This is a genomic window from Streptomyces sp. NPDC017225 (assembly GCF_044331465.1).
Lineage (GTDB): Bacteria > Actinomycetota > Actinomycetes > Streptomycetales > Streptomycetaceae > Streptomyces.
The window spans coordinates 1-23,120 of sequence record NZ_JBIRNE010000005.1 but is presented as its reverse complement, the minus strand read 5'-3'; the positions used below and the strand labels follow the sequence as shown (position 1 = coordinate 23,120).

21 protein-coding genes and 1 rRNA gene are annotated in these 23,120 nt (G+C 71.7%); 4 read left to right on the top strand and 18 right to left on the bottom strand.

Features of this window, described 5'->3' with window-relative positions; all coding sequences use genetic code 11:
* Positions 1-33: 33 nt before the first annotated feature.
* The 3 genes from iolE to ACH4NX_RS13520 all read right to left on the bottom strand — a co-directional run bounded on the left by iolE (position 34) and on the right by ACH4NX_RS13520 (position 3,955).
* Positions 34-930 (bottom strand): myo-inosose-2 dehydratase, encoded by an 897-nt coding sequence (gene iolE / locus ACH4NX_RS13530; protein ID WP_398129687.1) that lies wholly within the window; start codon positions 928-930, stop codon positions 34-36.
* Entirely contained in the window at positions 930-2,573 is a 1,644-nt protein-coding gene (locus ACH4NX_RS13525; RefSeq protein ID WP_351390044.1) for a pyranose oxidase, read from the bottom strand. The genes iolE and ACH4NX_RS13525 overlap by 1 nt, the downstream gene beginning before the upstream one ends.
* 98 nt (positions 2,574-2,671) lie before the next feature.
* On the bottom strand, positions 2,672-3,955 hold the full coding sequence (locus ACH4NX_RS13520; protein WP_351390046.1) for a VCBS repeat-containing protein: 1,284 nt from the start codon (positions 3,953-3,955) through the stop codon (positions 2,672-2,674).
* A gap of 250 nt (positions 3,956-4,205) precedes the next feature.
* Between ACH4NX_RS13520 and ACH4NX_RS13515 the strand changes: the two genes are divergently transcribed.
* Complete coding sequence (locus ACH4NX_RS13515) at positions 4,206-4,865, top strand: YdeI/OmpD-associated family protein (RefSeq protein ID WP_351390049.1); 660 nt, start codon at positions 4,206-4,208, stop codon at positions 4,863-4,865.
* Here the strand turns inward: ACH4NX_RS13515 and ACH4NX_RS13510 are convergent.
* The 6 genes from ACH4NX_RS13510 to ACH4NX_RS13485 all read right to left on the bottom strand — a co-directional run bounded on the left by ACH4NX_RS13510 (position 4,796) and on the right by ACH4NX_RS13485 (position 12,039).
* Positions 4,796-5,707, bottom strand: a complete 912-nt coding sequence (locus ACH4NX_RS13510) for a nitroreductase/quinone reductase family protein (RefSeq protein WP_398129688.1) — start codon at positions 5,705-5,707, stop codon at positions 4,796-4,798. The genes ACH4NX_RS13515 and ACH4NX_RS13510 overlap by 70 nt on opposite strands.
* Positions 5,708-6,194: 487 nt before the next feature.
* Complete coding sequence (locus ACH4NX_RS13505) at positions 6,195-7,895, bottom strand: bifunctional uroporphyrinogen-III C-methyltransferase/uroporphyrinogen-III synthase (protein ID WP_351390054.1); 1,701 nt, start codon at positions 7,893-7,895, stop codon at positions 6,195-6,197.
* A complete protein-coding gene (hemC, locus tag ACH4NX_RS13500) occupies positions 7,892-8,851 on the bottom strand; it encodes a hydroxymethylbilane synthase (protein WP_351390057.1) in 960 nt (319 codons plus the stop codon). The genes ACH4NX_RS13505 and hemC overlap by 4 nt, the downstream gene beginning before the upstream one ends.
* Positions 8,848-10,623, bottom strand: coding sequence for a glutamyl-tRNA reductase (locus ACH4NX_RS13495; protein WP_351390059.1), 1,776 nt, complete (start codon positions 10,621-10,623; stop codon positions 8,848-8,850). The genes hemC and ACH4NX_RS13495 overlap by 4 nt, the downstream gene beginning before the upstream one ends.
* Positions 10,620-11,423, bottom strand: a complete 804-nt coding sequence (locus ACH4NX_RS13490; protein ID WP_351390061.1) for a redox-sensing transcriptional repressor Rex — start codon at positions 11,421-11,423, stop codon at positions 10,620-10,622. The genes ACH4NX_RS13495 and ACH4NX_RS13490 overlap by 4 nt, the downstream gene beginning before the upstream one ends.
* Positions 11,424-11,697: 274 nt before the next feature.
* Positions 11,698-12,039, bottom strand: a complete 342-nt coding sequence (locus ACH4NX_RS13485; RefSeq protein WP_398129689.1) for a glutaredoxin family protein — start codon at positions 12,037-12,039, stop codon at positions 11,698-11,700.
* Between the two features lie 273 nt (positions 12,040-12,312).
* On the opposite strand from ACH4NX_RS13485, the gene ACH4NX_RS13480 reads away from it, so the two are divergent.
* The 3 genes from ACH4NX_RS13480 to ACH4NX_RS13470 all read left to right on the top strand — a co-directional run bounded on the left by ACH4NX_RS13480 (position 12,313) and on the right by ACH4NX_RS13470 (position 15,887).
* Entirely contained in the window at positions 12,313-13,260 is a 948-nt protein-coding gene (locus tag ACH4NX_RS13480) for an HAD-IB family hydrolase (protein WP_351390066.1), read from the top strand.
* Between the two features lie 318 nt (positions 13,261-13,578).
* Positions 13,579-14,376, top strand: coding sequence for an ECF subfamily RNA polymerase sigma factor, BldN family (locus ACH4NX_RS13475; protein ID WP_351390069.1), 798 nt, complete (start codon positions 13,579-13,581; stop codon positions 14,374-14,376).
* A gap of 263 nt (positions 14,377-14,639) precedes the next feature.
* Positions 14,640-15,887 carry a DUF5667 domain-containing protein gene (locus tag ACH4NX_RS13470; protein WP_351390072.1) on the top strand — a complete coding sequence of 416 codons (1,248 nt, stop codon included), beginning with the start codon at positions 14,640-14,642 and terminating at the stop codon, positions 15,885-15,887.
* 62 nt (positions 15,888-15,949) lie between these two features.
* On the opposite strand, the gene ACH4NX_RS13465 is transcribed toward ACH4NX_RS13470, so the two are convergent.
* The 9 genes from ACH4NX_RS13465 to rrf form a co-directional block, all read right to left on the bottom strand.
* Positions 15,950-17,056 carry a lysophospholipid acyltransferase family protein gene (locus ACH4NX_RS13465; protein ID WP_398129690.1) on the bottom strand — a complete coding sequence of 369 codons (1,107 nt, stop codon included), beginning with the start codon at positions 17,054-17,056 and terminating at the stop codon, positions 15,950-15,952.
* 14 nt (positions 17,057-17,070) lie between these two features.
* Positions 17,071-18,132, bottom strand: a complete 1,062-nt coding sequence (locus tag ACH4NX_RS13460) for an NAD-dependent epimerase/dehydratase family protein (RefSeq protein ID WP_398129691.1) — start codon at positions 18,130-18,132, stop codon at positions 17,071-17,073.
* Positions 18,133-18,344: 212 nt separating this feature from the next.
* Positions 18,345-18,443 (bottom strand): 30S ribosomal protein bS22, encoded by a 99-nt coding sequence (locus ACH4NX_RS13455; RefSeq protein ID WP_003948845.1) that lies wholly within the window; start codon positions 18,441-18,443, stop codon positions 18,345-18,347.
* A 109-nt stretch (positions 18,444-18,552) separates the two neighbouring features.
* Entirely contained in the window at positions 18,553-18,765 is a 213-nt protein-coding gene (locus tag ACH4NX_RS13450) for a helix-turn-helix domain-containing protein (RefSeq protein ID WP_004984898.1), read from the bottom strand.
* Between the two features lie 129 nt (positions 18,766-18,894).
* Positions 18,895-19,710, bottom strand: a complete 816-nt coding sequence (locus tag ACH4NX_RS13445; RefSeq protein ID WP_351390080.1) for a phosphatase — start codon at positions 19,708-19,710, stop codon at positions 18,895-18,897.
* A gap of 153 nt (positions 19,711-19,863) precedes the next feature.
* Positions 19,864-21,036, bottom strand: a complete 1,173-nt coding sequence (locus ACH4NX_RS13440) for an acetoin utilization protein AcuC (RefSeq protein ID WP_398129692.1) — start codon at positions 21,034-21,036, stop codon at positions 19,864-19,866.
* Positions 20,987-22,231, bottom strand: a complete 1,245-nt coding sequence (locus tag ACH4NX_RS13435) for an MFS transporter (protein ID WP_351390086.1) — start codon at positions 22,229-22,231, stop codon at positions 20,987-20,989. The genes ACH4NX_RS13440 and ACH4NX_RS13435 overlap by 50 nt, the downstream gene beginning before the upstream one ends.
* Before the next feature lie 60 nt (positions 22,232-22,291).
* Entirely contained in the window at positions 22,292-22,954 is a 663-nt protein-coding gene (locus tag ACH4NX_RS13430; RefSeq protein WP_398129693.1) for an HAD family hydrolase, read from the bottom strand.
* 75 nt (positions 22,955-23,029) lie between these two features.
* Positions 23,030-23,120, bottom strand: a 5S ribosomal RNA gene (rrf, locus tag ACH4NX_RS13425); the annotation flags it as partial.

Genomic DNA, 23,120 nt, shown 5'->3' with positions numbered 1-23,120 from the left:
CTCCCTTGGTCGCAGGGGTCGTTACGGGCGTGCTCAGCGGCCGATGAGGACGCGCAGGTGCTCGCGCGCCTTCTTGGCGTACGTCAGCGGGTGCGCGTTCGCCGGGTCCTGTTCGGCCTCGACGACGAGCCAGCCCCGGTATCCGGCGTCCGCGAGGGCGCGCAGTAGGGGCCCGAAGTCGGTCATCCCGTCGCCGGGCACGGTGAAGATCCCGGCGAGTACCGCGTCGTGGAAGCTGGGGTCCTCGCGGCGGAAGTACTCCAGGACGTCGGGGCGTACGTCCTTGAGGTGCACGTGGGCGATCCGCCGGGCGTGGTCGCGGGCCAGGGCGAGCGGGTCGTCGCCGGCCAGCGTGAGGTGGCCGGTGTCCAGCAGCAGGTGCACCAGGTCCGGGTCGGTGCCCGCGAGCAGGCGGTCCACGTCGGCCCGGGACTGCACGCCGGTGCCCATGTGGTGGTGGTAGCACAGGAACATGCCGCGGTCGGCCGCCATCCGCCCGAGTTCGTCGAGGCCGGTCAGCAGCGCGTCCCAGGCGGCGTCGTCGAACACCGGCCTGTTGGCGGCCAGGGCGACCGCCTGCTGGTGCACGGCGTGGCCGAGTTCCGCCACGACGACCTGGTCGCCGCCGACCTCCTGGACGAAGTCCAGCTGCTCGCGGAAGCCCGCGAGGGTGCGTTCCCGCATGTCCCGGACGGTGAAGTAGGTGCTCGCCCAGGGCTCGGACACCCGCAGCCCGCGCAGGGTCAGCGCCTGCGACAGGGCCCGCGGGTCGGTGGGGAACTTGTGGCCGACGCTGCATCCCTCGAAGCCGGCCAGCGCGATCTCGCTGACGCACTGCTCGAAGGAGATGTCCGCCCCGATGGTGGGGAAGTCGTCGTTGGTCCAGCAGGTGGGCGTGATGCCGAGGGAGACGGCGCCGGGCCCGAACATCACGCGCCCCGGCCCGGGACGGTCGCGGCCGCCCCCGCGCCGCCGCCGGTACGGCCCCTGGTGATGTGCCGGGCCGCCTTCAGCGCCAGCGCGACGCTGGTCAGCGTCGGGTTGCTCGCGGTGCCGCGCGGGATGACGTTGTTGCCGCCCAGGTAGAGGTTGTCGACGCCCCACACCCGGGAGTCGGTGTCCACGACGCTGGTCTCGGGGTCGTCGCCCATCCGGGTCGTGCCGGTGACGTGCAGCCCGAGGCCGGGCTCGACGAACTGCGGTTCGGAGCCGGGGAGGAAGCCGCCGAGCGTGCTCGCCGCCCGCAGCATGTCCCGCATCATCGCGTGCTGGTTCGCCCGGTCCTGGTCGCTGAGACCGAAGACGAAGGTGGGTTGCGGCATGCCGTGCGTGTCCTGGTGCCGGCCGGAGAACTCGATCCGGTTGTCGAAACGTGGCTCGGCGATCCCGAACCAGCGCAGGTCCACGATGAGCCGGCCGTCGACGTTCGGTGCGATGTCGCCGTAGTGGAAGGCGTCGCGGTGGATCTGACAGTGCCACGGCCGCCCCTCGGACACCGGGATCCACACCTGCGGCTCCGGGTCCCCCCGCGGGATGGGCACGGGGTCCCGCGGCGCGGACTCGCGGTGCCCGCGCACGGCGTCGTCGAAGCGCGGGTCGGTGGCGACCGAGTCGACGAGGTCCTGGCTCAGCACGATCTGGCAGAAGGAGATCGGCTGTTCGCTCAGATAACGGCCGAGCGCCTTCGGGCGGATCTCCGACGCGTACAGCAGCTGCGGGGTGAGGTAGGCGTTGCCCGCCACCACGAAGGTCTCCGCCTCCACCCGCAGCGTCCGCCACCGCCGCAGGTCGCGGATCTCGGCGTACTCCACGCGGCTGCCGTCGGCGCTGCGCACCAGCCGGGTGCACAGGTGCTCGGGGTGCAGCTCGAACCGGTCGTGGCCGCCGTCGGCCAGCGGGCCGAGCACGGTGTCGGCCCCGCTCCAGTGGACGAACTCGGGGTTGTCCTCGCGGCGTTCCACGGCGAGCGGCAGGTTCTGCACCTGGTAGGGCTCCTGGAGTTCCCCGTACTCCTTGGCCAGCGCCCCGCGGACCAGCCGCTGCCGTACCGAGTCGGCGTAGGCGTCGGTACGGGTGTGCAGGAGCTGTTCGCCGTCCCGGTAGAGGGCGTCCCACTCCGCGTCGGGCAGCAGGTCGGAGCGCTCGATGACGGGGTGGTGCCGGGGTGTGGCACAGGTCCAGTGGGTCGCCATGCCGCCCACGCCGTAGGTCGCGGCGGCGGCGCCGAGGTTCACGGCGGGGTCCTGGTCGGGGTTCTGGTTGTTCAGTACGAAGCCGTCGTACTTCTTGAGGTCGATCCGGTAGGCCGCCGGGTCCAGGGTCACCTCGGCCCGGTCGCTCGACGGGATCGACAGCAGGCTCAGGTGGCCGCGGATCACGGGCGAGAACAGGTTGAGGTCGCGCTGGTAGAGGTGGGCGTTCTTGAGGTGCTCACCGGGCCGGTCCGACAGCTGGGCCCCGGCGTCGATCATGTAGACGTGCCGGCCGGCCGCCACGAGTTCGCGCGCGAAGGCGCATCCGACGGGCCCGGAGCCGACGACGAGGGCGTCCACCCGGACGGTGTTCTGTGCCACTGCGTTCTCCTGCTGGTGAGGGCTGCCCGGAGCGAGGCAGCGGGTGTCTCCGATGCGGCGGGGACGGACGGGGGCGGGGCGAGGCCGGGGAGCCTCGGTCAGCCGTCGCCACCGGGCGGGGCCGTGACCGGCCCGGGCACGCCGAAGGTGTTGGTGAACAGGCACACCCTGGGGTCCGGGATCTCGTAGTAGCCCACCGTGTCGTAGGCGGTGGTGGCGAAGTCCAGCCGGCCGTCGCCGTTGAAGTCGGCCACGGCGATGCGCGCGGTGGACTCCGTGCTCACCTGCTTCTCGACGAGCACGTTGCCCGACGCGTCGAGCTTGAAGTAGAAGACGCCCTGCGCCGGGGCGGGCCCGCGCAGGCCGACCAGGAACTCGTCGTCCCCGTCGCCGTCGAAGTCGGCCACGACCACGTGGTGGCCGACGGCGTCGTGCGTCCTGTCCGGCGGGTCGAGGACCCGGAGCCGCCGCCGCTCCCAGGGCGTGCCGAAGGGCGAGACGGTGTCGGGCGGCCTGACGTAGACGCTGAGGGTGTTGCCGTGGAACGGCTCGACGGCGAGGATCACGGCGCAGGGACGCCCGCCGATCCGCGCGACGCCGAGGTTCCCGCTCCCGCTGAAACGGTGCCCGGGATTCTCCACCGACGCCTGCGGCGGCACGCCGTCACCGATCTTCCGGACCTGCCACGCCCCACCGGGCCCGGTGCCCAGCCAGCTGATCCCCTCCCCCGTGGCCAGCAGGAACGACTCCCGCTCCGGGCGGGGCGTGCCCGGGAACCGGGCGGCGACCACGCCGTGCACGATCGTGAAGTCGGCGGTGTCGAGCGGTCGCCCCGACCACCCGCCGTCGTGCGCCACCGGATCGTCCGGCAGGTCGTAGAGCATGAGCCGGGCGGCGGACCCGACCCCTTCCGCCCCTCCCTCGGGCCCGACGACCGGAAGGGCGACCAGCTGCACACGGCTGTCCGTCGTGAACCGCCCCAGCCGCACCCGGTGACAGGCGACCAGGTCGGCGACGTGCCGGCGGGTCCAGGGCCGGTCCCAGCCGTCCGGCCCGGGATTGTGCAGCCAGGAGATCACGCCGTCCCTCGGCCCGCAGTCGAACATGCAGTTGCCGTAGTCGTGGCACAGGACCAGGTCCGGCAGTCCGTCACCGGTGAGGTCCGCGGCGTCCAGGGCGACGGGTTTGCGGTCCCCCAGGGACAGGATGGTCCGCTTGGTCCAGGACGGGTTCTGATACCAGACGACCTCCCCGCGCGTGAGGCCGGAGGCGACGAGGTCGGGTCGCCCGTCGCCGTCCACGTCGACGGCCCGCAGGAAGTACCCGTCCTGGGGATCGTCGTCGATCACCGACCGGCGGAACTCGGGCTCGGCATTGTTCATGGGTCTACTTCCCGGTAGCGAACTCCCGTACGCCGGTCGAGACTCGGCGAGGGATGCCCTCCCACATACCGACACGGGCAGGAGGGGCCCGCAAGCGGCGGCGGCCAATCCGGGTGACAACGGCCGAGGGGAGTGACCACGAGGTACCCGCACACCGACGCCGAACCGATCCAGCAGCCCATCGGCTGTCACTGGGCCGAGAAGGGGACGGGAGGCCCCTTCGGGGCACGGCCGGGCTAGCCTGGCCGGTATGGAGGCTCTCAACGGGGTGGACGTCGTCGCGTTCCCGGACGCGGCGGCCTTCGAGGACTGGCTGACCGAGCACCACACCCGCCGCGAGGGCGTGTGGGTCAAGGTGGCGAAGAAGGCGTCGGGGATCGCGTCGGTCACGGACGGCGAACTGGTCGACGTGGGGCTGTGCTGGGGGTGGATCTCCGGGCAGCGCCGGGGCCTGGACGACCGGTACTACCTGCAGAAGTACGGGCCGCGGCGACCGAGGAGCCTGTGGTCGCGGGTGAATGTCGAGAAGGTCGCGGCGCTGGCGGCGGCGGGCCGGATGCGGGAGTCCGGCCTCGCCGAGGTGCGACGGGCCCAGGAGGACGGCCGCTGGGACCGCGCGTACGCGTCGCAGGCGACAGCCGTCGTCCCGGACGACCTCGCCGCGGCGCTCGACGCGGCCCCGGCGGCGCGTGCGGCGTTCGACGCGCTCGACCGGACCGCCCGCTACCTCGTGATGCTCCCGCTCTTCCAGGCCGCGACGCCACAGACCCGGCGGACGCGGCTGGAGCGGGCGGTACGGGACCTGGCGCGGGGGCGGCAGGCGGACGGAACGGAACAGTCTCAGCCCTTCGGCACCTCCGGCGGCCACGGCACGTCGGCGAGCAGCGGAAGCAACACCTCGTCCTCGTAGTCCAGATGAGCATTCAACTGTGAGGACATCTCTTCCAATTCGGCGCGAAAGCGCTCCGGTTCGGCGATGACGATGCCGGCCAGCAGCTCCGCAAGCTCACTCTGGATACGGGCGATCGTGCGGTGCTCGTCGTCGAGCCGGGCGAAGACGTCGGTCAGGTGGGGATGATGACGGGCGATCCCGGGGAACAAGTGCCCGTCCTCGCTGCTGTGATGGAACTCCAGCGCCTGGCAGAACGCGAGGCAGCGCTGCCGTATCTGCAACCCGAGCCCCGGGGCCGCCGGCGCACCGGGCCCTTGATGCGCGGCCCGAGCGGCGAAGTGCGCGTCGGCCTCCGCCCGCACCTGACGCAACTGGCCCCGCAACCAGGTGTGCACCTCCAGGAGCTTGTCGGCGAGGGTCCGGACCTTCCCCGGCCCCTCCCACCCCTCGGGCTCGGCCCGCTCCAGCGCCACGACCGGCAGCACCCTGCCGGCCTCGGCCTGGTAGTCGCCGTACCCGGGCACCGCCCGCACCACATGCGCGAACAACTCCTCACGCCGGTCCCCCTCAGCGGGCACCGCGAGAGCCTCGAAGGACCGGGTGCCGACCTCCACCCGGACCACGGGACGGGCGAGCAGGTTGTGGTACCAGCCGGGATGCCGAGGACCACCGAGATTGGACCCGACGACCAGGAGCGAGTCCCCGTGGCGGACGTAACCGAGCGGAGTGGTCCGCGAGACTCCCGACCGGGCCCCGGTGGTCGTCAGCAGAAGCAGGTCACCGCCCTCGAAGGGGCCGCCGACCTTCCCCTCGTTGGCGCGGAACTCGTCGATGACGGACTGATGGAAAGACGTGGGCATACGTTTCTGTCTCCATGACGGCAGGCCGCGGCGCGCGGCACAGTGCCGGAAAGGGTGGGGGCGAGCGAAGGACGACGTGCGGACGCTGAAGCGCTACGTCGTTGTCAGGGCGCGGAGCGGGAACTCATCACGTACCCCTTGCATGAAGGGCGCTCGCCCGATCGCCGGCCGGCCCACTGCTCTTTGACCGGCGCCACGCGGCACCATCCTCATTACACGCACCCACCCACCGGACTGTCAACGCGCCTTTCCCGGCCTCCAGTCCGGCGTGCCCGCGCCGGAAACCGGCCGTGATGACGGCGCCGGGGCCGCCGGAAAGGGCGGAGACAGGGCAACGGCAGAGCAGCCACAGCACGGACGAGGGCCCCGACTGCGTCGCGGTGGCCTCGCCCTCACCCCCTGGGCGCGCTTCCTGCCCTACGCCTCGAAGAGATGACGGCGGGCGGGGCGCCCCGCAAGGAGCGCCCCGCCCGCCGCACAGTCAACCTCAGGTCGTCGTCGACCGACGCCTCCGCGCCCCCGGCCGCCGCTCGCTCGGCCGCGTCACCGGGTCCCCGGCCTCCACCGCCGCGGCGCGACGCCGCAGGCCGAAGTCGGCCAGGGCCTCCGCCAGCTTGTGGACGGAGGGCTCGGGAGCCATGACGTCGACGCGCAGGCCGTGCTCCTCGGCCGTCTTCGCGGTCGCGGGGCCGATGCACGCGATCACCGTCACGTTGTGCGGCTTGCCCGCGATGCCGACCAGGTTGCGGACCGTGGACGACGACGTGAAGAGCACCGCGTCGAAGCCGCCGCCCTTGATCGCCTCGCGGGTCGTGGCCGGCGGCGGCGACGCGCGCACCGTCCGGTAGGCGGTGACGTCGTCGACCTCCCAGCCCAGCTCGATCAGCCCGGCGACGAGCGTCTCCGTGGCGATGTCCGCACGCGGCAGGAAGACGCGGTCGATCGGGTCGAAGACCGGGTCGTACGGCGGCCAGTCCTCCAGCAGACCCGCGGCCGACTGCTCCCCGCTCGGCACCAGGTCCGGCTTCACGCCGAAGGCGATCAGCGCGTTCGCGGTCTGCTCGCCGACCGCGGCGACCTTGATGCCCGCGAAGGCACGGGCGTCGAGCCCGTACTCCTCGAACTTCTCCCGGACCGCCTTCACCGCGTTGACCGACGTGAACGCGATCCACTCGTACCGGCCCGTCACCAGACCCTTGACCGCGCGCTCCATCTGCTGGGGCGTGCGCGGCGGCTCCACCGCGATGGTCGGGACCTCGCTCGGCACGGCGCCGTACGACCGCAGCTGGTCGGAGAGCGACGCCGCCTGCTCCTTCGTACGCGGCACGAGCACCTTCCAGCCGAACAGCGGCTTGGACTCGAACCACGACAGCTGGTCGCGCCGGGCGGGGGCGGAACGCTCGCCGACCACGGCTATCACCGGGCGGCCCCCGTCCGGGGACGGCAGCACCTTCGCCTGCTTCAGCGTCTGCGCGACCGTGCCCAGCGTGGCGGACCAGGTGCGCTGCCTGGTCGTCGTACCGGCGATCGTCACCGTCAGCGGGGTGTCCGGCTTGCGGCCCGCCGACACCAGCTCACCGGCGGCCGCGGCCACCGAGTCGAGCGTCGTCGACACGACGACCGTCCCGTCGGAGGCGCCGACCTCGGTCCAGCAGCGGTCCGACGCCGTACGGGCGTCCACGAACCGCACGTCCGCGCCCTCGGCGTCCCGCAGCGGCACACCGGCGTACGCGGGCACACCGACGGCGTTCGCGATACCGGGGACGACCTCGAAGGGCACCCCCGCCGCGACGCACGCCAGCATCTCCTCGGCGGCGTACGTGTCGAGCCCGGGGTCCCCGGTCACCGCACGCACGACCCGCCTGCCGCCCCGCGCGGCCTCCATGACAAGATGTGCGGCATCCCGCACGGCGGGGACGCCCGAGGTAGTCGACGCACCGTCAACTACCTTCAGCTGGGGCGCGCCTGTGCCCGGATCCGACGGATCGGCATCCGTGTGCACTTCCGACACGCCCTGCCTCGCGTGCGTGCGTACGACGTCGAGCACCTCGTGCTCGGCGACGAGGACGTCCGCGTGCGCCAGTGCCTCCACGGCGCGCAGAGTCAGCAGTCCCGGATCTCCGGGTCCGGCACCCAGGAAGGTGACGTGCCCGTGTTCCGGACCGGTGGGAAGGGTGGTGGGGCTCAATGTGCTCGCTCCCCCATCAGACCGGCCGCGCCCTGGGCGAGCATCTCGGTGGCGAGTTCGCGACCGAGTGCCATCGCCGCATCGTGCGTCTGGGGCACGGGACCGGTGGTGGACAGCTGCACCAGCGTCGAGCCGTCGGTGGTACCGACGACGCCGCGCAGGCGCATTTCCTTGACAGTCTGCCCGTCGGCCAGAAGGTCGGCCAGCGCGCCCACAGGGGCGCTGCAGCCGGCCTCCAGGGCGGCGAGCAGTGACCGCTCGGCCGTCACGGCGACCCGCGTGAACGGGTCGTCGAGCTCGGCGAGCGCGGCGATCAGCTCCGCGTTGTCCGCGGTGCACTCGATCGCCAGTGCCCCCTGGCCGGGGGCCGGCAAAACCGTGTCGACCGACAGGAAGTCGGTCACCTCTTCGATGCGGCCCACCCGGTTCAGTCCGGCGGCGGCCAGCACGACGGCGTCGAGCTCACCGCTGCGGACGTATCCGATGCGGGTGTCGACGTTGCCCCGGATCGGGACCGTCTCGATCTCCATCCCGTGGGTACGGGCGTACGCGTTCAGCTGCGCCATGCGCCGCGGCGCACCCGTCCCTATCCGCGCCCCGCGGGGCAGGTCGGTGAGCTTGCGCGCGTCCCGGGCGACGACCACGTCCCGCGGGTCCTCGCGCTCCGGTACGGCGGCCACCACCAGTCCCTCGTGCTCCGCGGTGGGGAGGTCCTTGAGCGAGTGAACCGCGAAGTCCACCTCACCCCGCAGCAGTGCCTCGCGCAGCGCGGCCACGAACACGCCCGTGCCGCCGATCTGCGCCAGCTGCTCACGCGAGACGTCGCCGTACGTGGTGATCTCGACCAGCTCAACGGGCCGACCGGTCACCTGGCTCACGGCGTCCGCCACCTGCCCGGACTGGGCCATGGCGAGCTTGCTCCGCCTGGTCCCCAGCCTCAGTGCCTTCTCAGTCATGCCGGCCCTCGGTTCTTCTCAGTGCTGTTCTCGGCGCGGGAGACGGAGGCCACCGTCTCGGGGTCGAGGTCGAACAGGGTGCGCAGCGCGTCCGCGTACCCGGCACCGCCGGGCTCGGCGGCGAGCTGCTTGACCCGTACCGTCGGCGCGTGCAGCAGCTTGTCGACCACACGCTTGACGGTCTGGGTGATCTCGGCGCGATGCTTGTCGTCGAGGGACGGCAGCCGCCCCTCCAGCCGGGCCATCTCGCCCGCCACGACGTCGGCGGCCATGCTGCGCAGCGCGACGACGGTGGGGGTGATGTGCGCGGCCCGCTGGGCCGCCCCGAACGCGGCGACCTCGTCGCCGACGATCCGGCGGACCATGTCGACGTCGGCGGCCATCGGCGCGTCGGCCGAGGCGTCGGCGAGCGACTCGATGTCCACCAGGCGGACACCGGCCAGCCGGTGCACGGCGGCGTCGATGTCGCGCGGCATCGCGAGGTCGAGGAGGAAGAGCACGGGCTGCGGGCGCGGCACCTCGGCGACCGGCTCGGGCCGGCGGCGCTCGGGAATGCGGCCGACACGCGTCGCCGTCGCGGCGAGCGCGGTGATCAGCTCTGCGTCCGCCTCGGCACCCGGCCGCCCGGCCTCGCGCGACCGGTCCACCGTCGCACCGCCGGCGGCCCAGGCCCCGTGCTGCTCCAGCGTCGCCGCGTCCATGCCGGCCACCGCGGCCTCCCCCATGACGGAGAAGCCGGACGGCACGGAGGACAGGTCCAGCGGGCAGTTCTCGTCGGTACCGGCGCTCGGCAGCGGCGTTTCGTCGCCCTCCCGTACGGCGGTGGGACCGGCGGCGTCCACGGTGGGACGCCCGGCGTCCGGCCCCGCGTCCGGCCCGGCGCCCGGCTCCGCGGCGGGAGCACCGGGGCGCCCCTGCACCGCGGCGGCCACGGCGTCGGCGGTGAGGACCAGTCCGGTGGCACCCGTGCAGGAGACGGCCACGTCGGCACGTGTCAGCTCGAGCGGCACCGAGTCCATCGGTACCGCGCGGGCCAGCACGTCCGTGTCGTCGCCCTCGGTCAGACGTCGTCCGTATTGCTCTTCGAGCAGGAGCGCGAGCCGCTCGGCACGCTCGAAGGTGCGGTTGGCGACGACGATCTCGGCGACCCCGGCGCGCGCCAGCGTGGCGGCGGCCAGCGAGGACATCGAGCCGGCGCCGATGACCAGGGCCTTCTTGCCCCGCGCCCACTGCTGGACGTCGGCCCCGGCGGACAGCTGCTCCAGGCCGAAGGTGACCAGGGACTGCCCGGCGCGGTCGATACCGGTCTCGGAGTGGGCCCGCTTGCCGACGCGGAGCGCCTGCTGGAACAGGTCGTTCAGGAGCCGCCCGGCGGTGTGCAGGTCCTGCGCCCGGGCCAGGGAGTCCTTTATCTGGCCGAGGATCTGACCCTCGCCCACCACCATCGAGTCGAGCCCGCAGGCCACCGAGAAGAGGTGGTGGACGGCCCGGTCCTCGTAGTGCACATAAAGATAAGGAGTGAGCTCCTCCAGGCCGACCCCGCTGTGCTGGGCGAGCAGCGTGGACAGCTCGGCGACACCGGCGTGGAACTTGTCCACGTCGGCGTACAGCTCGATGCGGTTGCAGGTGGCCAGCACCGCGGCCTCGGTGGCCGGTTCGGCGGCGACCGTGTCCTGCAACAGCTTGAGCTGCGCCTCCGCACTCAGTGAGGCCCGCTCCAGGACACTGACGGGGGCGCTGCGGTGGCTCAGTCCGACAACGAGGAGGCTCATGCCGGCATCACGGCGGGTACGTCCCCGTCGGGTCCCTTGTCGACGGAGCCGGTGGAGCCGGCAGAGCGGGCGGAGGAGCCGGAGTGCGGCTGCTTGCGGGCGACGGCGGGCGGCGCGACGGTGTCGGCCGCGGCCTCCTCGCCCGCTTTGCGCTGCTCGTGGAAGGCGAGGATCTGCAGCTCGATGGAGAGGTCGACCTTGCGCACGTCGACGCCCTCGGGGACGTTCAGCACGGTCGGCGCGAAGTTCAGGATGGAGGTGACACCGGCGGCCACGAGCCGGTCGCAGACCTGCTGGGCGGCACCGGCGGGGGTCGCGATCACACCGATCGAGACACCGTCGTCCTGGATGATCTTCTCCAGCTCGTCGGTGTGCTGCACCGGGATGCCGGCGACGGGCTTTCCGGCCATTCCCGGATCGGCGTCGATGAGGGCCGCGACCCGGAAACCGCGCGAGGCGAACCCGCCGTAGTTGGCGAGCGCGGCACCGAGGTTACCGATACCGACGATCACTACCGGCCAGTCCTGGGTGAGCCCCAGCTCGCGGGAGATCTGGTACACGAGATACTCGACGTCGTAGCCGACGCCCCGGGTCCCGTAGGAGCCGAGGTAGGAGAAGTCCTTGCGCAGCTTCGCGGAGTTGACTCCCGCCGCGGCCGCCAGCTCCTCGGAGGAGACCGTGGGCACCGAGCGCTCGGAGAGCGCGGTGAGGGCGCGGAGGTACAGCGGAAGCCTGGCGACGGTGGCCTCGGGAATCCCTCGGCTGCGGGTCGCCGGTCGGTGTGTTCGGCCAGTTGCCACGGTGCTCCTGCGGGTAGAGCGGGGCTGTAGGCGGTCATACGTCCCTACATGACCGCCCCGTCGAATGCAGGCTATGTCTTTGTGAACGCGTGCACAAAGATGGTGTCCGATTTGCCCGGCCAACGTGACCGGGCTCACGCACTCCCGGCGCATGGACCGGGAACCGGCGCACGCGCGCCCGCATTCCTCTCCCATCGGGGGCAAAGCCGCACACACTCCTCACGATCAACGCCCCCGAGACCAAGTCACCATCGATCCTAAGCGACCATCCGGACTACTTGGACTCGTCGGTCAGTGCCTTGCGCAGGCGTTCCTCGTTCACACGCCAGAAGGTGTGCTGCCTGCCGTCGACGAGGACGACCGGGATCTGCTCCCAGTACTCGTCGTGGAGTTGGCGGTCCTCGGTGATGTCCTTCCCCTCCCAGGGGACACCGAGATCGGCACACACCTTCTCGACGACGAGCTGTGCGTCATCACACAGGTGGCAGCCGGGTTTGCGGATGAGGGTGACGAGATGGTTCTCGGAGTACTCAGAGGGCTCACAGGGTTCGGAGGACCGAGCGGGCCGCGGGGCCCCCGCGGTCGGCGAGGGCTTTCGACGGAAGAGGGGACTCATGCCGGCCATTCTCGCGCGCACGACGGCGTGAGCCGACCCCTCGGGGGCGGGTCGGTGGCGCCGTCGCGGCGTACGGCCTGCGGGGCCGGCACGCCGACGCGCCCGTGGGGCCGGCCCGCCGAGGGGCTCCTCGACGGGCCCCTCGGAGAACCCCACGCCGAGCCCCTCGACGAGCCCTTGGCCGAGCCCCGTGGCGACACGGTCGCCCGGAGTTCACAGCCTCCGAACCTCTCGTCTCCGAAGCCTCCGAACAAACTGGCTATGCTCACGGGCATGGCCGCTCTTCGATGGCTCACTCCCCGTAGGCGCTCCGCCACGGCGCGGAGCGTGTTGGCAGGCGAGGCGTCGGCGGAGGCAGCCCGCAAATCCGCCCAGTCCGCGGAGCTCGCCGAGCTCGCGGAGGGCACAGCCCCCGCCGCCGGCTCGGAAGCGGAGTTCCCGGTCCACGGCGACGACAGGGCAGCCGCCTTCTTCGACCTCGACAACACCGTGATGCAGGGCGCCGCGATCTTCCACTTCGGCCGGGGCCTGTACAAGCGCAAGTTCTTCGAGACCCGCGACCTCGCCCGGTTCGCCTGGCAGCAGGCGTACTTCCGGCTCGCCGGGCTCGAGGACCCCGAGCACATGCAGGACGCCCGCGACTCCGCGCTGTCCATCGTCAAGGGCCACCGCGTCTCCGAGCTGCGGTCGATCGGCGAGGAGATCTACGACGAGTACATGGCCGAGCGGATCTGGCCCGGCACCCGCGCCCTCGCCCAGGCACACCTGGACGCCGGGCAGAAGGTATGGCTCGTCACGGCGGCCCCGGTGGAGATCGCCCAGGTGATCGCCCGCCGCCTGGGCCTGACCGGCGCGCTGGGCACGGTGGCCGAGTCGATCGGCGGCGTCTACACGGGCAAGCTGGTCGGCGAACCGCTGCACGGCCCCGCGAAGGCCGAGGCGGTCCGGGCGCTGGCGACGGCGGAGAGCCTGGACCTGTCCCGCTGCGCCGCCTACAGCGACTCCCACAACGACATCCCGATGCTGTCGCTGGTCGGCCACCCGTACGCGATCAACCCGGACTCCAAGCTGCGCAAGCACGCCCGGGAGCTGGAGTGGCGCCTGCGCGACTACCGCACGGGCCGCAAGGCGGCCAAAGTCGGCATCCCGGCGGCCGCGGGCGTCGGCGCCGTGGCCGGCGGCACCGCGGCGGCCATCGCGCTGCACCGCCGCCGCCGCTGACGTTCCCGGCAGCCCGGCCCATCCATGCGACGTACCCCGGGGGCGTTGCCTCCAGTCCCCTTTTCCCACATTGACCACAACACGCTCTGTAGCCACAAGGAACCCGAACCATTCCGGTCATCAATCGATCACCCTGTCGCATCTGATCGGGCGTCAATCGGGCACAGAAGCGACGTAATCGATGATTTGAGCAACTGGGCGTAGCAGCACCTGTACGAAGCGTTATTCTCCTCAGACGCATTCCGGCACCCCACCTTCGCTACGACGGGTGAATGGTTCCGTACTGCACGTGATGGAAGCTCTGCCTCTGGGAGTCCCGTGTACCCACACGTCGGGGTTGACGCCTCGGGCCTGGCTACGCTGCGCGCAACGGTCAAATCAGCCCAAGACCTGCTGCGCGGCTTCGTCCCCACCGCGTACGCCCTGCCCGCCCTCGCCGCGGCCACCGCCCCCGTCGGACCGTGCTACGCACTGGCCGACGGAAGCGCCGCCGTCGGCAGACGCGCGCGGTCGTCCTCGTCCGGGACCGCCGCCGCAACCACCCACCGCCGACCCGCCGCGGACAGCGACAGCGCCCGCATGATGGACCTGGTCGAGCGCGCCCAGGCCGGCGAGGCCGACGCCTTCGGACGGCTCTACGACCAGTACAGCGACACCGTGTACCGCTACATCTACTACCGCGTCGGCGGAAAGGCGACCGCCGAGGACCTCACCAGCGAGACCTTCCTGCGGGCCCTGCGACGCATCGGCACCTTCACCTGGCAGGGCCGCGACTTCGGCGCCTGGCTGGTGACCATCGCCCGCAACCTCGTCGCCGACCACTTCAAGTCCAGCCGCTTCCGGCTGGAGGTCACCACCGGCGAGATGCTCGACGCCAACGAGGTCGAGCGGTCCCCCGAGGACTCCGTCCTCGAATCACTCTCCAACGCCGCCCTGCTGGACGCCGTACGACGCCTCAACCCACAGCAGCAGGAGTGCGTGACCCTGCGCTTCCTCCAGGGCCTCTCGGTCGCCGAGACCGCCCGCGTCATGGGCAAGAACGAGGGCGCCATCAAGACGCTCCAGTACCGGGCCGTGCGCACCCTCGCCCGGCTGCTCCCGGAAGACGCGCGCTGAGTTCCCGGCGCCCCGGAGGCGCCGCAACCCGCCACCACTTTCCGTGTCCCCCAAAACACCATCGGTGAAAGTCCGTTGTGCCCACGGTCCGATCATCCGCCGTCCGTAACCCAAGTGCCGCGCCGCTCGTTGTGCGGGATGCAGGCTCCCTGTGGTCACTCCCTGGCCGACTCCGATCACACGATCGGGGGATCGCGGTCAGGGTGTGCAACCCTCAGGACCCCCTGGGGAGTCGACCGTCATGACGAGAGGAGGTGCCGCCAGTGATCGCGAACGTATCGGCACACCGGCGGGCGAACGCCTTCGCCCAGGCTCTGGAGGAGCAGTCCGATCCCGCGGCGGCGGCCGAGCAGTCCGGAGGACCGGCAGCCGCCGGGGCCACCGCGGAACCGACGGGGCAGGGTCGTCTGTTGACCCTCGCCACCGGCCTGGAGACGCTGCCCCGGCCCCAGCTGGATCCCGAGGTCAAGGTCGTCCAGCGGGCCCAGCTGGTGGCCGCGTTCGAGGCCATGCTGCAAGAGGGCACCGCGGGCGACGGGGCGACGGACACTTCGGTACCTGAACAGCGCCGGGCGCGCGGCACCCACCGGGCAGCCCCACTGAGCCGGTTCCGACCACGTTCACGGCTGGCCAAGGGCCTCACCGCGGGCGGACTGAGCGTGAGCGTGGCCGCCGGAGCCTTCGGCGGAGTAGCCGCCGCCAGTTCGGACGCACTGCCGGGCGACTCGCTCTACGGCCTCAAGCGCGGCATAGAGGACTTCCGCCTCGGCCTCGCCGACGGGGACGACGAGCGCGGCCGGGCCCATCTGGACCTGGCGTCCACCCGGCTGAGCGAGGCGCGCCGGCTGATGGAACGCGGTCGCAGCGGCCCCCTCGACCACGAGTCCCTCGGCGAGGTCCGCCGCGCGCTGTCGGGCATGGAGCACGACGCGTCCGAGGGCCACCGCCTGCTCAGCGCGGCCTACGCCCGGGACCCCGACTCGCTCGCGCCCATGCGGGCCCTCTCCGCCTTCTCCCGCTCCCACAAGGAGACCTGGGGAGCACTGCGCGAGCGACTGCCCGTCCAGCTCGGCGACGTCAGCGAACAGGTGTCGTCGGTCTTCGACGCCATAGAGGACGACGTGGCCCCGCTGCAGTCCATGCTGCCGCAGCCACCCGCCCAGGACGACGACAGCGGAGACGGCGGCCCGCAGGACGACTCCGAGTCCGCGACCACCGGCACCCCCGGCTCCGGACACTCGTCGTCGGCCCCCAGTACCAGCGACGGCGGTACCTCCGAGCGCGGGCGCACGGACAGCGGCAGGCCCAGCGAGTCGACCGACTCCAGCCGCGAGAACGACGGCCTGCTCGGCGGCGGCACGGGCGGCCTGCTCGACCCGCCGAAGGACACCGGCACCGCCTCCCCGCCGACGGGCGACAACACCCCGCCCGTCGAACCGGACATCACCCTCCCGCCCCTCCTCCCGGGTCTCCTCCCCGGCCTGGGCATCGAGGCGGACGACGCGGACTGAGCCGATGTGCGGCGGTGGGGTGCCCCACCGCCGCACCGCCGTACGTCAGGAGAACACCGCCGTCAGAAGAACACCGACCGCCGCTGCACGAGCAGCTTGTAGAGCGTGTGCTGGATCTGCTCCCGCACCTGGTCGGTCAGGTTGAACATCAGCATCGGATCCTCCGCCGCCTCCGGCGAGTAGCCGTCCGTCGGGATCGGCTCACCGAACTGGATCGTCCACTTCGTCGGCAACGGCACCGCCCCCAGCGGCCCCAGCCACGGAAAGGTCGGCGTCAGCGGGAAGTACGGGAAACCCAGCAGCCGCGCCACCGTCTTGGCGTTGCCGATCATCGGGTAGATCTCCTCCGCGCCGACGATCGAGCACGGAATGATCGGCGCCCCCTGCCGCAGCGCCGTGGACACGAAGCCGCCGCGCCCGAAGCGCTGAAGCTTGTAACGCTCGCTGAACGGCTTGCCGACGCCCTTGAAGCCCTCCGGCATCACCCCGACCAGCTCGCCCTGACCGAGCAGCCGTTCGGCGTCCTCCGCGCAGGCCAGCGTGTGGCCCAGCTTGCGGGCCAGCTCGTTGACCACCGGCAGCACGAACACCAGGTCCGCCGCCAGCAGCCGCAGATGCCGGTCGGCCGGATGGTGGTCGTGCACCGCGACCTGCATCATCAGCCCGTCCAGCGGCAGCGTCCCGGAGTGGTTGGCGACGATCAGCGCACCGCCCTCGGCCGGGATGTTCTCCACGCCCTTCACCTCGACCCGGAAGTACTTCTCGTACACCGGGCGCAGCATGGACATCAGCACCTGGTCGGTGAGCTCGGCGTCGTAGCCGAAGTCGTCGACCTCGTAGTCACCGGTGAGGCGGCGGCGCAGGAAGGCCAGACCGCCCGCGATACGCCGCTCCAGGCCGCCGTCCTCCTCCCGGGACCGGGGCTCCGGCTCCGACCCCGGCGACGACTCGGACGCCACGGGACCGTCGTCCGGCGCGGCTCCGCGCACGGGCAGGGGCCGCACCTCGCGTACCGGCACGGACTCCGCCGCGCCTCCCCGCCGGCTGACTCCGCCACGGCGCCGCGCGGAGCGCTGCGCCGCCTTCCCACCACTCGCGCCGCTCCCACCACTCCCGCCGCTCCCCCGCGACCGGTCGTCGTCGAACGGAATGACCTTGGCGTCCGCCATCGTTGATGCGCTCCTCAGTTGGCGCTCTGCGTCGGGAGGTGGCCACTGCCCCGCAGGGACAGCTCCGCGATCCGGTCGACGGCCCCCGCGAGGGCCTCGGGCGGCAGCAGTCCGGCACCGCGGCCGCGCGCGAAGTCGGTGAACGCCTGGGCCGTCGTGTGCTTCGGCCGGAAACCCAGGGTCTCGCGCATCTGCGTGGTGTCCACCACCCGCCCGTGGGTGAGCAGCCGGATCTGCTCGGGGGAGAAGTCCGTCATACCCAGCGTACGCACGAGCGAGCCCGCCCAGGTGACCGCGGGCAGCAGCAACGGCACCGTGGGGCGGCCCAGCCGGCGCGAGCACTGGGAGAGCAGCAGGACACCGTCGCCGGCGATGTTGAAGGTGCCGCTGTTCAGCGTGGACCGCCGCGGCTCGTGCGAGGAGAGACGCAGCACCTCGATCACGTCGTCCTCGTGCACGAACTGCAGCCGCGGGTCGTAGCCGAACACCGTCGGCAGCACCGGCAGCCCGAAGTACGAGGCCAGCGGAGTCTCCGCCCCGGGGCCCAGGATGTTGGCGAACCGCAGCACGGTCACCGCGACGTCGGGCCGACGGCGGGCGAAGCCCCGTACATACCCCTCGACCTCCACCGCGTCCTTGGCGAAGCCACCGCTCGGCAGCGACTTGGGCGCCGTCGTCTCGGTGCAGACGGCCGGGTCGCGCGGCGCGGACCCGTAGACGTTCGTACTGGACTTCACCACGAGCCGCCGCACGGTCGGCGACTTCTGACAGGCACCGAGCAACTGCATCGTGCCGATGACATTGGTCTCCTTGACCGACGTCCGGCTGCCACTGCCCAGCGGCGTGCCCGTGACGTCCATGTGGACGACCGTGTCGGCGCCCGTCTCCGCGAGCACCCGCCCGATGGCCGACTGCCGGATGTCCGCCTGGACGAAGTCGGCACCGCCCAGATGGTGCTCCGGCGCGACGGCGTCCACGCCGACGACCCGGTCCACGTCGGGGTCACGCTGGATACGCCGTACGAACCGGCCCCCCAGCTGACGGGCCACTCCGGTCACGAGCACGACCTTGCCCAAGATCAGCGCCTTCCTTCCGCCCTACTGCGTACCCTGCCGCGTTCCCCGCCTGCGGGCCAACTTAGCCGGTCGGTGTTGCGCTGTGATGACCGCCGGATGCAGCAAGTGACGGGAATTCGCGGTCGTGCCGCGCGCCCGCGACGCCGACACGACTGTGGCCCCCCACCGGATGCGGTGGGGGGCCACAGGACACACTGACGGAGCAGCGTCGCCTACTTCTTGTTACGACGCTGAACGCGCGTGCGCTTCAGCAGCTTGCGGTGCTTCTTCTTGGCCATCCGCTTGCGCCGCTTCTTGATAACAGAGCCCACGACTACCCTCGCTCACTTCTCATCACTCGGTTGCTGGGCGCCATGGGCCCACACGACCTACGAGGGGCCAGCCTAACCCGCCCGAGCGCTGAGCTCGTAATCGAGGTCGTCAGGCCGTTTCCACCCCCACATAGCTCTCGCGGAGGTACTCGTGAACCGCTTGCTCCGGGACGCGGAACGACCGTCCCACCCGGATCGCGGGCAGATGACCGCTGTGCACCAACCGGTACACGGTCATCTTGGACACACGCATCACCGAGGCGACTTCCGCCACGGTTAGGAACTGAACCTCGTTCAGAGGCCTCTCGCCAGCTGCAGCCATGACACACCTGAACCTTCCGCACTCGACGGGCACCGGCTTCCCCTTCCGGTGACTCTTCGTCGCTGCGTGCTCACTCCCCAATGTAGGGGCGGGTGATGCGAATGGGGAAGAGGTGCACCCATCGCTTCCCTACCGTGACAGACACGCCCGATTGAGTACGTAGCGGGTGAGCGGCCGGTAGTACTCGGACCGCACAGCGTCATCAAGTGGAACGACGACGGACACGCACCCCTCCGCCTCCCCGACGAAGAGCGCGGGATCGTCCGTATCGGCCGGTCCGATGGCCTCGAACCCCAGCTGACCTGCTCCGCAGACCCAGCCGTGGTCCCCGATCACCAGCTCGGGAAGCGGCCCGCCGGCCTCGGCGGCGGCGGCCAGCGCGGTTCGAACCGGGAGCGGCGAATGCGTGTGCGCGCCGGGCTCACCACCGGCGCACCCGGCGCCGGGTTCCCGCACCAACGCGACTCCCCGGACGTAGTCGAGGTTGTACGTACGTAGACCGAACCGGGTCGTTATGTCGACACGGTGACCCTGCGCCGGGGTGATGACAGCACATCCCGCCGCCGACAGCGCCTCGGCCAAGGCGGCGTAGAAACCGAGCAGTCGGTGCGGATGCCCGGTGCCGAGGAGCACCGGCCCGCGACGCTGAGCTACCGCGGCGAGCCGACCGGCGAAGGCGTCCAGGGCGGCCAGCGTCCTCTCCGGGTCGATGACGTCCTGGCCCGAAGTGTCGTCCGGATCGGCCGAGACCCCGCACCTCTCGGCCATCAGCCCGAGCAGTTCCCGCTGCCCCCACTCCCCCTCCGGGTCGATCCCGAGCAGCACCCGCGGGTCCCGGGCGGCGAACAGCCGGTAGCTCCGCAGGCTCACCTCCCGGGAAGTCGCCACGACCCCGGCGAGACGAACGTCCAGAAGATGGGCCCGCAGAGCCCCAGAGGTCAGCACACCCCCGATGCTCCCGCGTCCCCCTCCCGCCAGAGCGAGGAACGCGAGAACTTACCCACAACCGGCGTAACACCCCGCCGCGCCGCGCACGACTGCCCGCAGCTGGGGAGGGGCACCAGGCTGCCCCGGCGCCGCAAGCCGCCGAAGGAACCGTCAAGCCAGAAGCCCCCGCAACGGAAACACCGCCCGCCGAGCCGCCACCACCGCCTGGTCCAGCCGATCCGCAGGGTCGTACCCCGCCTCCCACGGCGCCCAGGCCACCGGCCACCGCCCGTCAGTCATCCGCATCGGGCCGAGCTGCCGCGTCCGCGCGAACACCTCCTGCCGCCACCCCTCCGGAATCACCGTCTCCGGCTCCACCGGCCGTCCCGCCGCGATCCCCACCAGATGCGTCCACGACCGCGGCACCACGTCCACCACGGCGTACCCGCCACCCCCGAGCGCCACCCACCGCCCCCCGGCGTACTCGTGCGCCAGCTCATGGCACGCCACCTGCACCGCCCGCTGCGCGTCCAGCGACACCGCCAGATGCGCGAGCGGGTCCTCGAAGTGCGTGTCCGCCCCGTGCTGCGTCACCAGTACCTGCGGCCGGAAGTCCGCGAGCACCTCCGGCACGACCGCGTGGAACGCCCGCAGCCACCCCACGTCCCCGGTCCCCGCCGGCAGCGCGACATTCACCGCCGACCCCTCCGCGCAGTCCGCCCCGGTCTCCTCCGGCCATCCGGTCTGCGGGAACAGCGTCGCCGGATGCTCGTGCAGCGAGACCGTCAGTACCCGCGGGTCCTCCCAGAACGCCGCCTGCACCCCGTCCCCGTGGTGCACGTCCACGTCCACGTAGGCGACCCGCTCGGCCCCCAGCTCCAGCAGCCGGGCGATCGCCAGCGCCGCGTCGTTGTACACGCAGAATCCCGAAGCCGCGCCCGGCATCGCGTGATGCAGCCCGCCCGAGAAGTTCACCGCGTGCGGCGCGTCTCCCCGCCACACCGCCTCCGCCGCCCCGACCGACTGCCCGGCGATCAGCGCGGACACCTCGTGCATCCCCGCGAACGCCGGGTCGTCGATCGTCCCCAGCCCGTACGACCCGTCCGCCGCCCCCGGATCCGCCGACGCGGCCTTCACCGCGCCGATGTAGTCCTCCCGGTGGACGAGCCGCAGCGTCGACTCCCCGGCCGGCCGCGCCGCGACGACGTCCATCTCCTTGTCGAGCCCGAGGGCACCGACCAGTCGTCGCGTCAGGGCGAGCCGGACCGGATCCATCGGATGCTCCGGACCGAAGTCATAGCCCGTTACTGCCTCGTCCCACATCAGCTGTGCGCGGCCGCTCATGCCCGACACCGTATCGGTCGGCTCCGGCCTCGAACGACCTGGCGTACACGACCGTCACCAGCACCAACACCATCGGTACGAGCATGGCCCCGCGATAGCTCCAGGCATCCCCGAGCGCCCCCACCAACGGCGAACCGATCAGGAAGCCCACGTAGTTGAAGACGTTGAGCCGCGCCACCGCGGCATCGGACGCCCCGGGACGGCCGTCCCTCTCGGCGGCGAGCCGCCCCGCCGCCGCGAACGTCTGCGGCACCAGCACACACAGCCCCAGCCCCACCAACGTGAACCCGAGCATCCCCATCCAGGCCCCCGGCGCCCCGGCCACCACGGCGAACCCGCCCGCCGCCACGACCGCGCCACCCCGCACCACCGCCACGGCCCCGAACCGCCGCACCCCGAGGTCCCCGACGGCCCGCCCCACCAGCGTGGTCACCATGTACACGTTGTACGGCACGGTGGCCAGCTGCTCCGAACCCCCCAGCACGTCCTGGAGGTACTTCGCGCTCCAGTTGGAGACGGTGGAGTCCCCGATGTACGCGAACGTCATCACCAGACACAGCGGCAGCAACACCTTGAACCCGATACCGGCGCCCGCCCCCTTCCGGGGCTCCCCAGCCCTGCCCCCACCGGCGCCACCGTCCCCGTCGACATACCACCGGCTCCCCACCAGAGCCGCCGGCAACAGCGCCACCACGACGGGCAGATACGACACCCACAGCGCCAGGTCCCAGTGCGCCCCCACCCACGCCAGCGAGGCCCCCAGAATCCCGCCCAGGCTGTACGCGGCGTGAAACCCCAGCATGATGCTGCGCCCGTACGACCGCTGCAGGCTCACGCCGAGCATGTTCATCGACGCGTCCAGCGCGCCCACGGCGAGCCCGAAGGCGGCGAGTGCGACGGCCAGCACCGCCACCCGGTCTCCCGACCCGGCTCCGAGCAGCGCCAGGAGCACCACGGGCTGGGACCAGCGCAGCAGCCGGCTCGGCCGCACTCGCCGGACCAGACGCCCGGTCGCCACACTCCCGACGCCGGCCAGGATCGGGACGGCCGCCAGAAAGACGGGGAGCAGCGCGTCGGAGACGCCGTACCGGTCCTGGATGGCCGGGATGCGCGTCACCAGCAGAGCGAAGGCGACGCCCTGGGCGAAGAAGCCGAACGCCAACGAGACCCTGCCGCGCCGCAGCACATCAGTCATGGCGGCGAGCGTAGGGCTCCGGCCTACCCCTGGGTAGATCCGGCCAAAGATGAATTCCGCTCAGCTTCGCGGCGTGACGTGCCCCAGCAGGTCGGCCAGCTCCCCCATGTCACCGAAGAGCCGGGTGGCCCCGCCGAGCTTCGCGGCCGGTGTCATCGCGGTGAACCCGTACACGTCCATCCCGGCCGCGACAGCAGCCCGTACCCCCAGCGGGCTGTCCTCGATCACGGCGCATCGCTCCGGAGCGACGCCCATCCGCTCGGCCGCGTACAGGAAGAGGTCCGGTGCGGGCTTTCCTCGCCCCACGTCCTGGGAACTGAAGATCCGCTCGTCGTCGAACCACCGGTCCAGCCCGGTCTTCCGGTGTCCCACCCGGATCCGCTCGTGACTCCCGGACGAGGCCACGCAGTACGGCACCCCGTCCCCAGCGAGCTTCTCGAGCACGCCGACCGCCCCGGGCACCGGCTCCAGGTCCCGCTCGAAGGCGGCGAACACCCGCCCGTGGAAGATGTCGTCGAAGTCCTCGGGCAGTCGCCGCCCCGTCCGCTCCAGGACGAGGTCATGAACCCGGTGCATCGCGGCACCCATGTAGTCCCGCAGGGAGTCGTCGTACGACGTGGGGTGCCCCAGCTCGGTCAGGTAGCCGGCCAGCAGCCGATTCGAGATCGGCTCGCTGTCGACGAGCACGCCGTCGTTGTCGAAGATAACCAGGTCGTAGCGCATACGAAGACAGTAAACGCGACCCTAAACGCAGAAAACCCCGCACCGTTCCCGGTGCGGGGTTTCCTCGCAATGATTGTTCGGCGGCGTCCTACTCTCCCACAGGGTCCCCCCTGCAGTACCATCGGCGCTGTAAGGCTTAGCTTCCGGGTTCGAAATGTAACCGGGC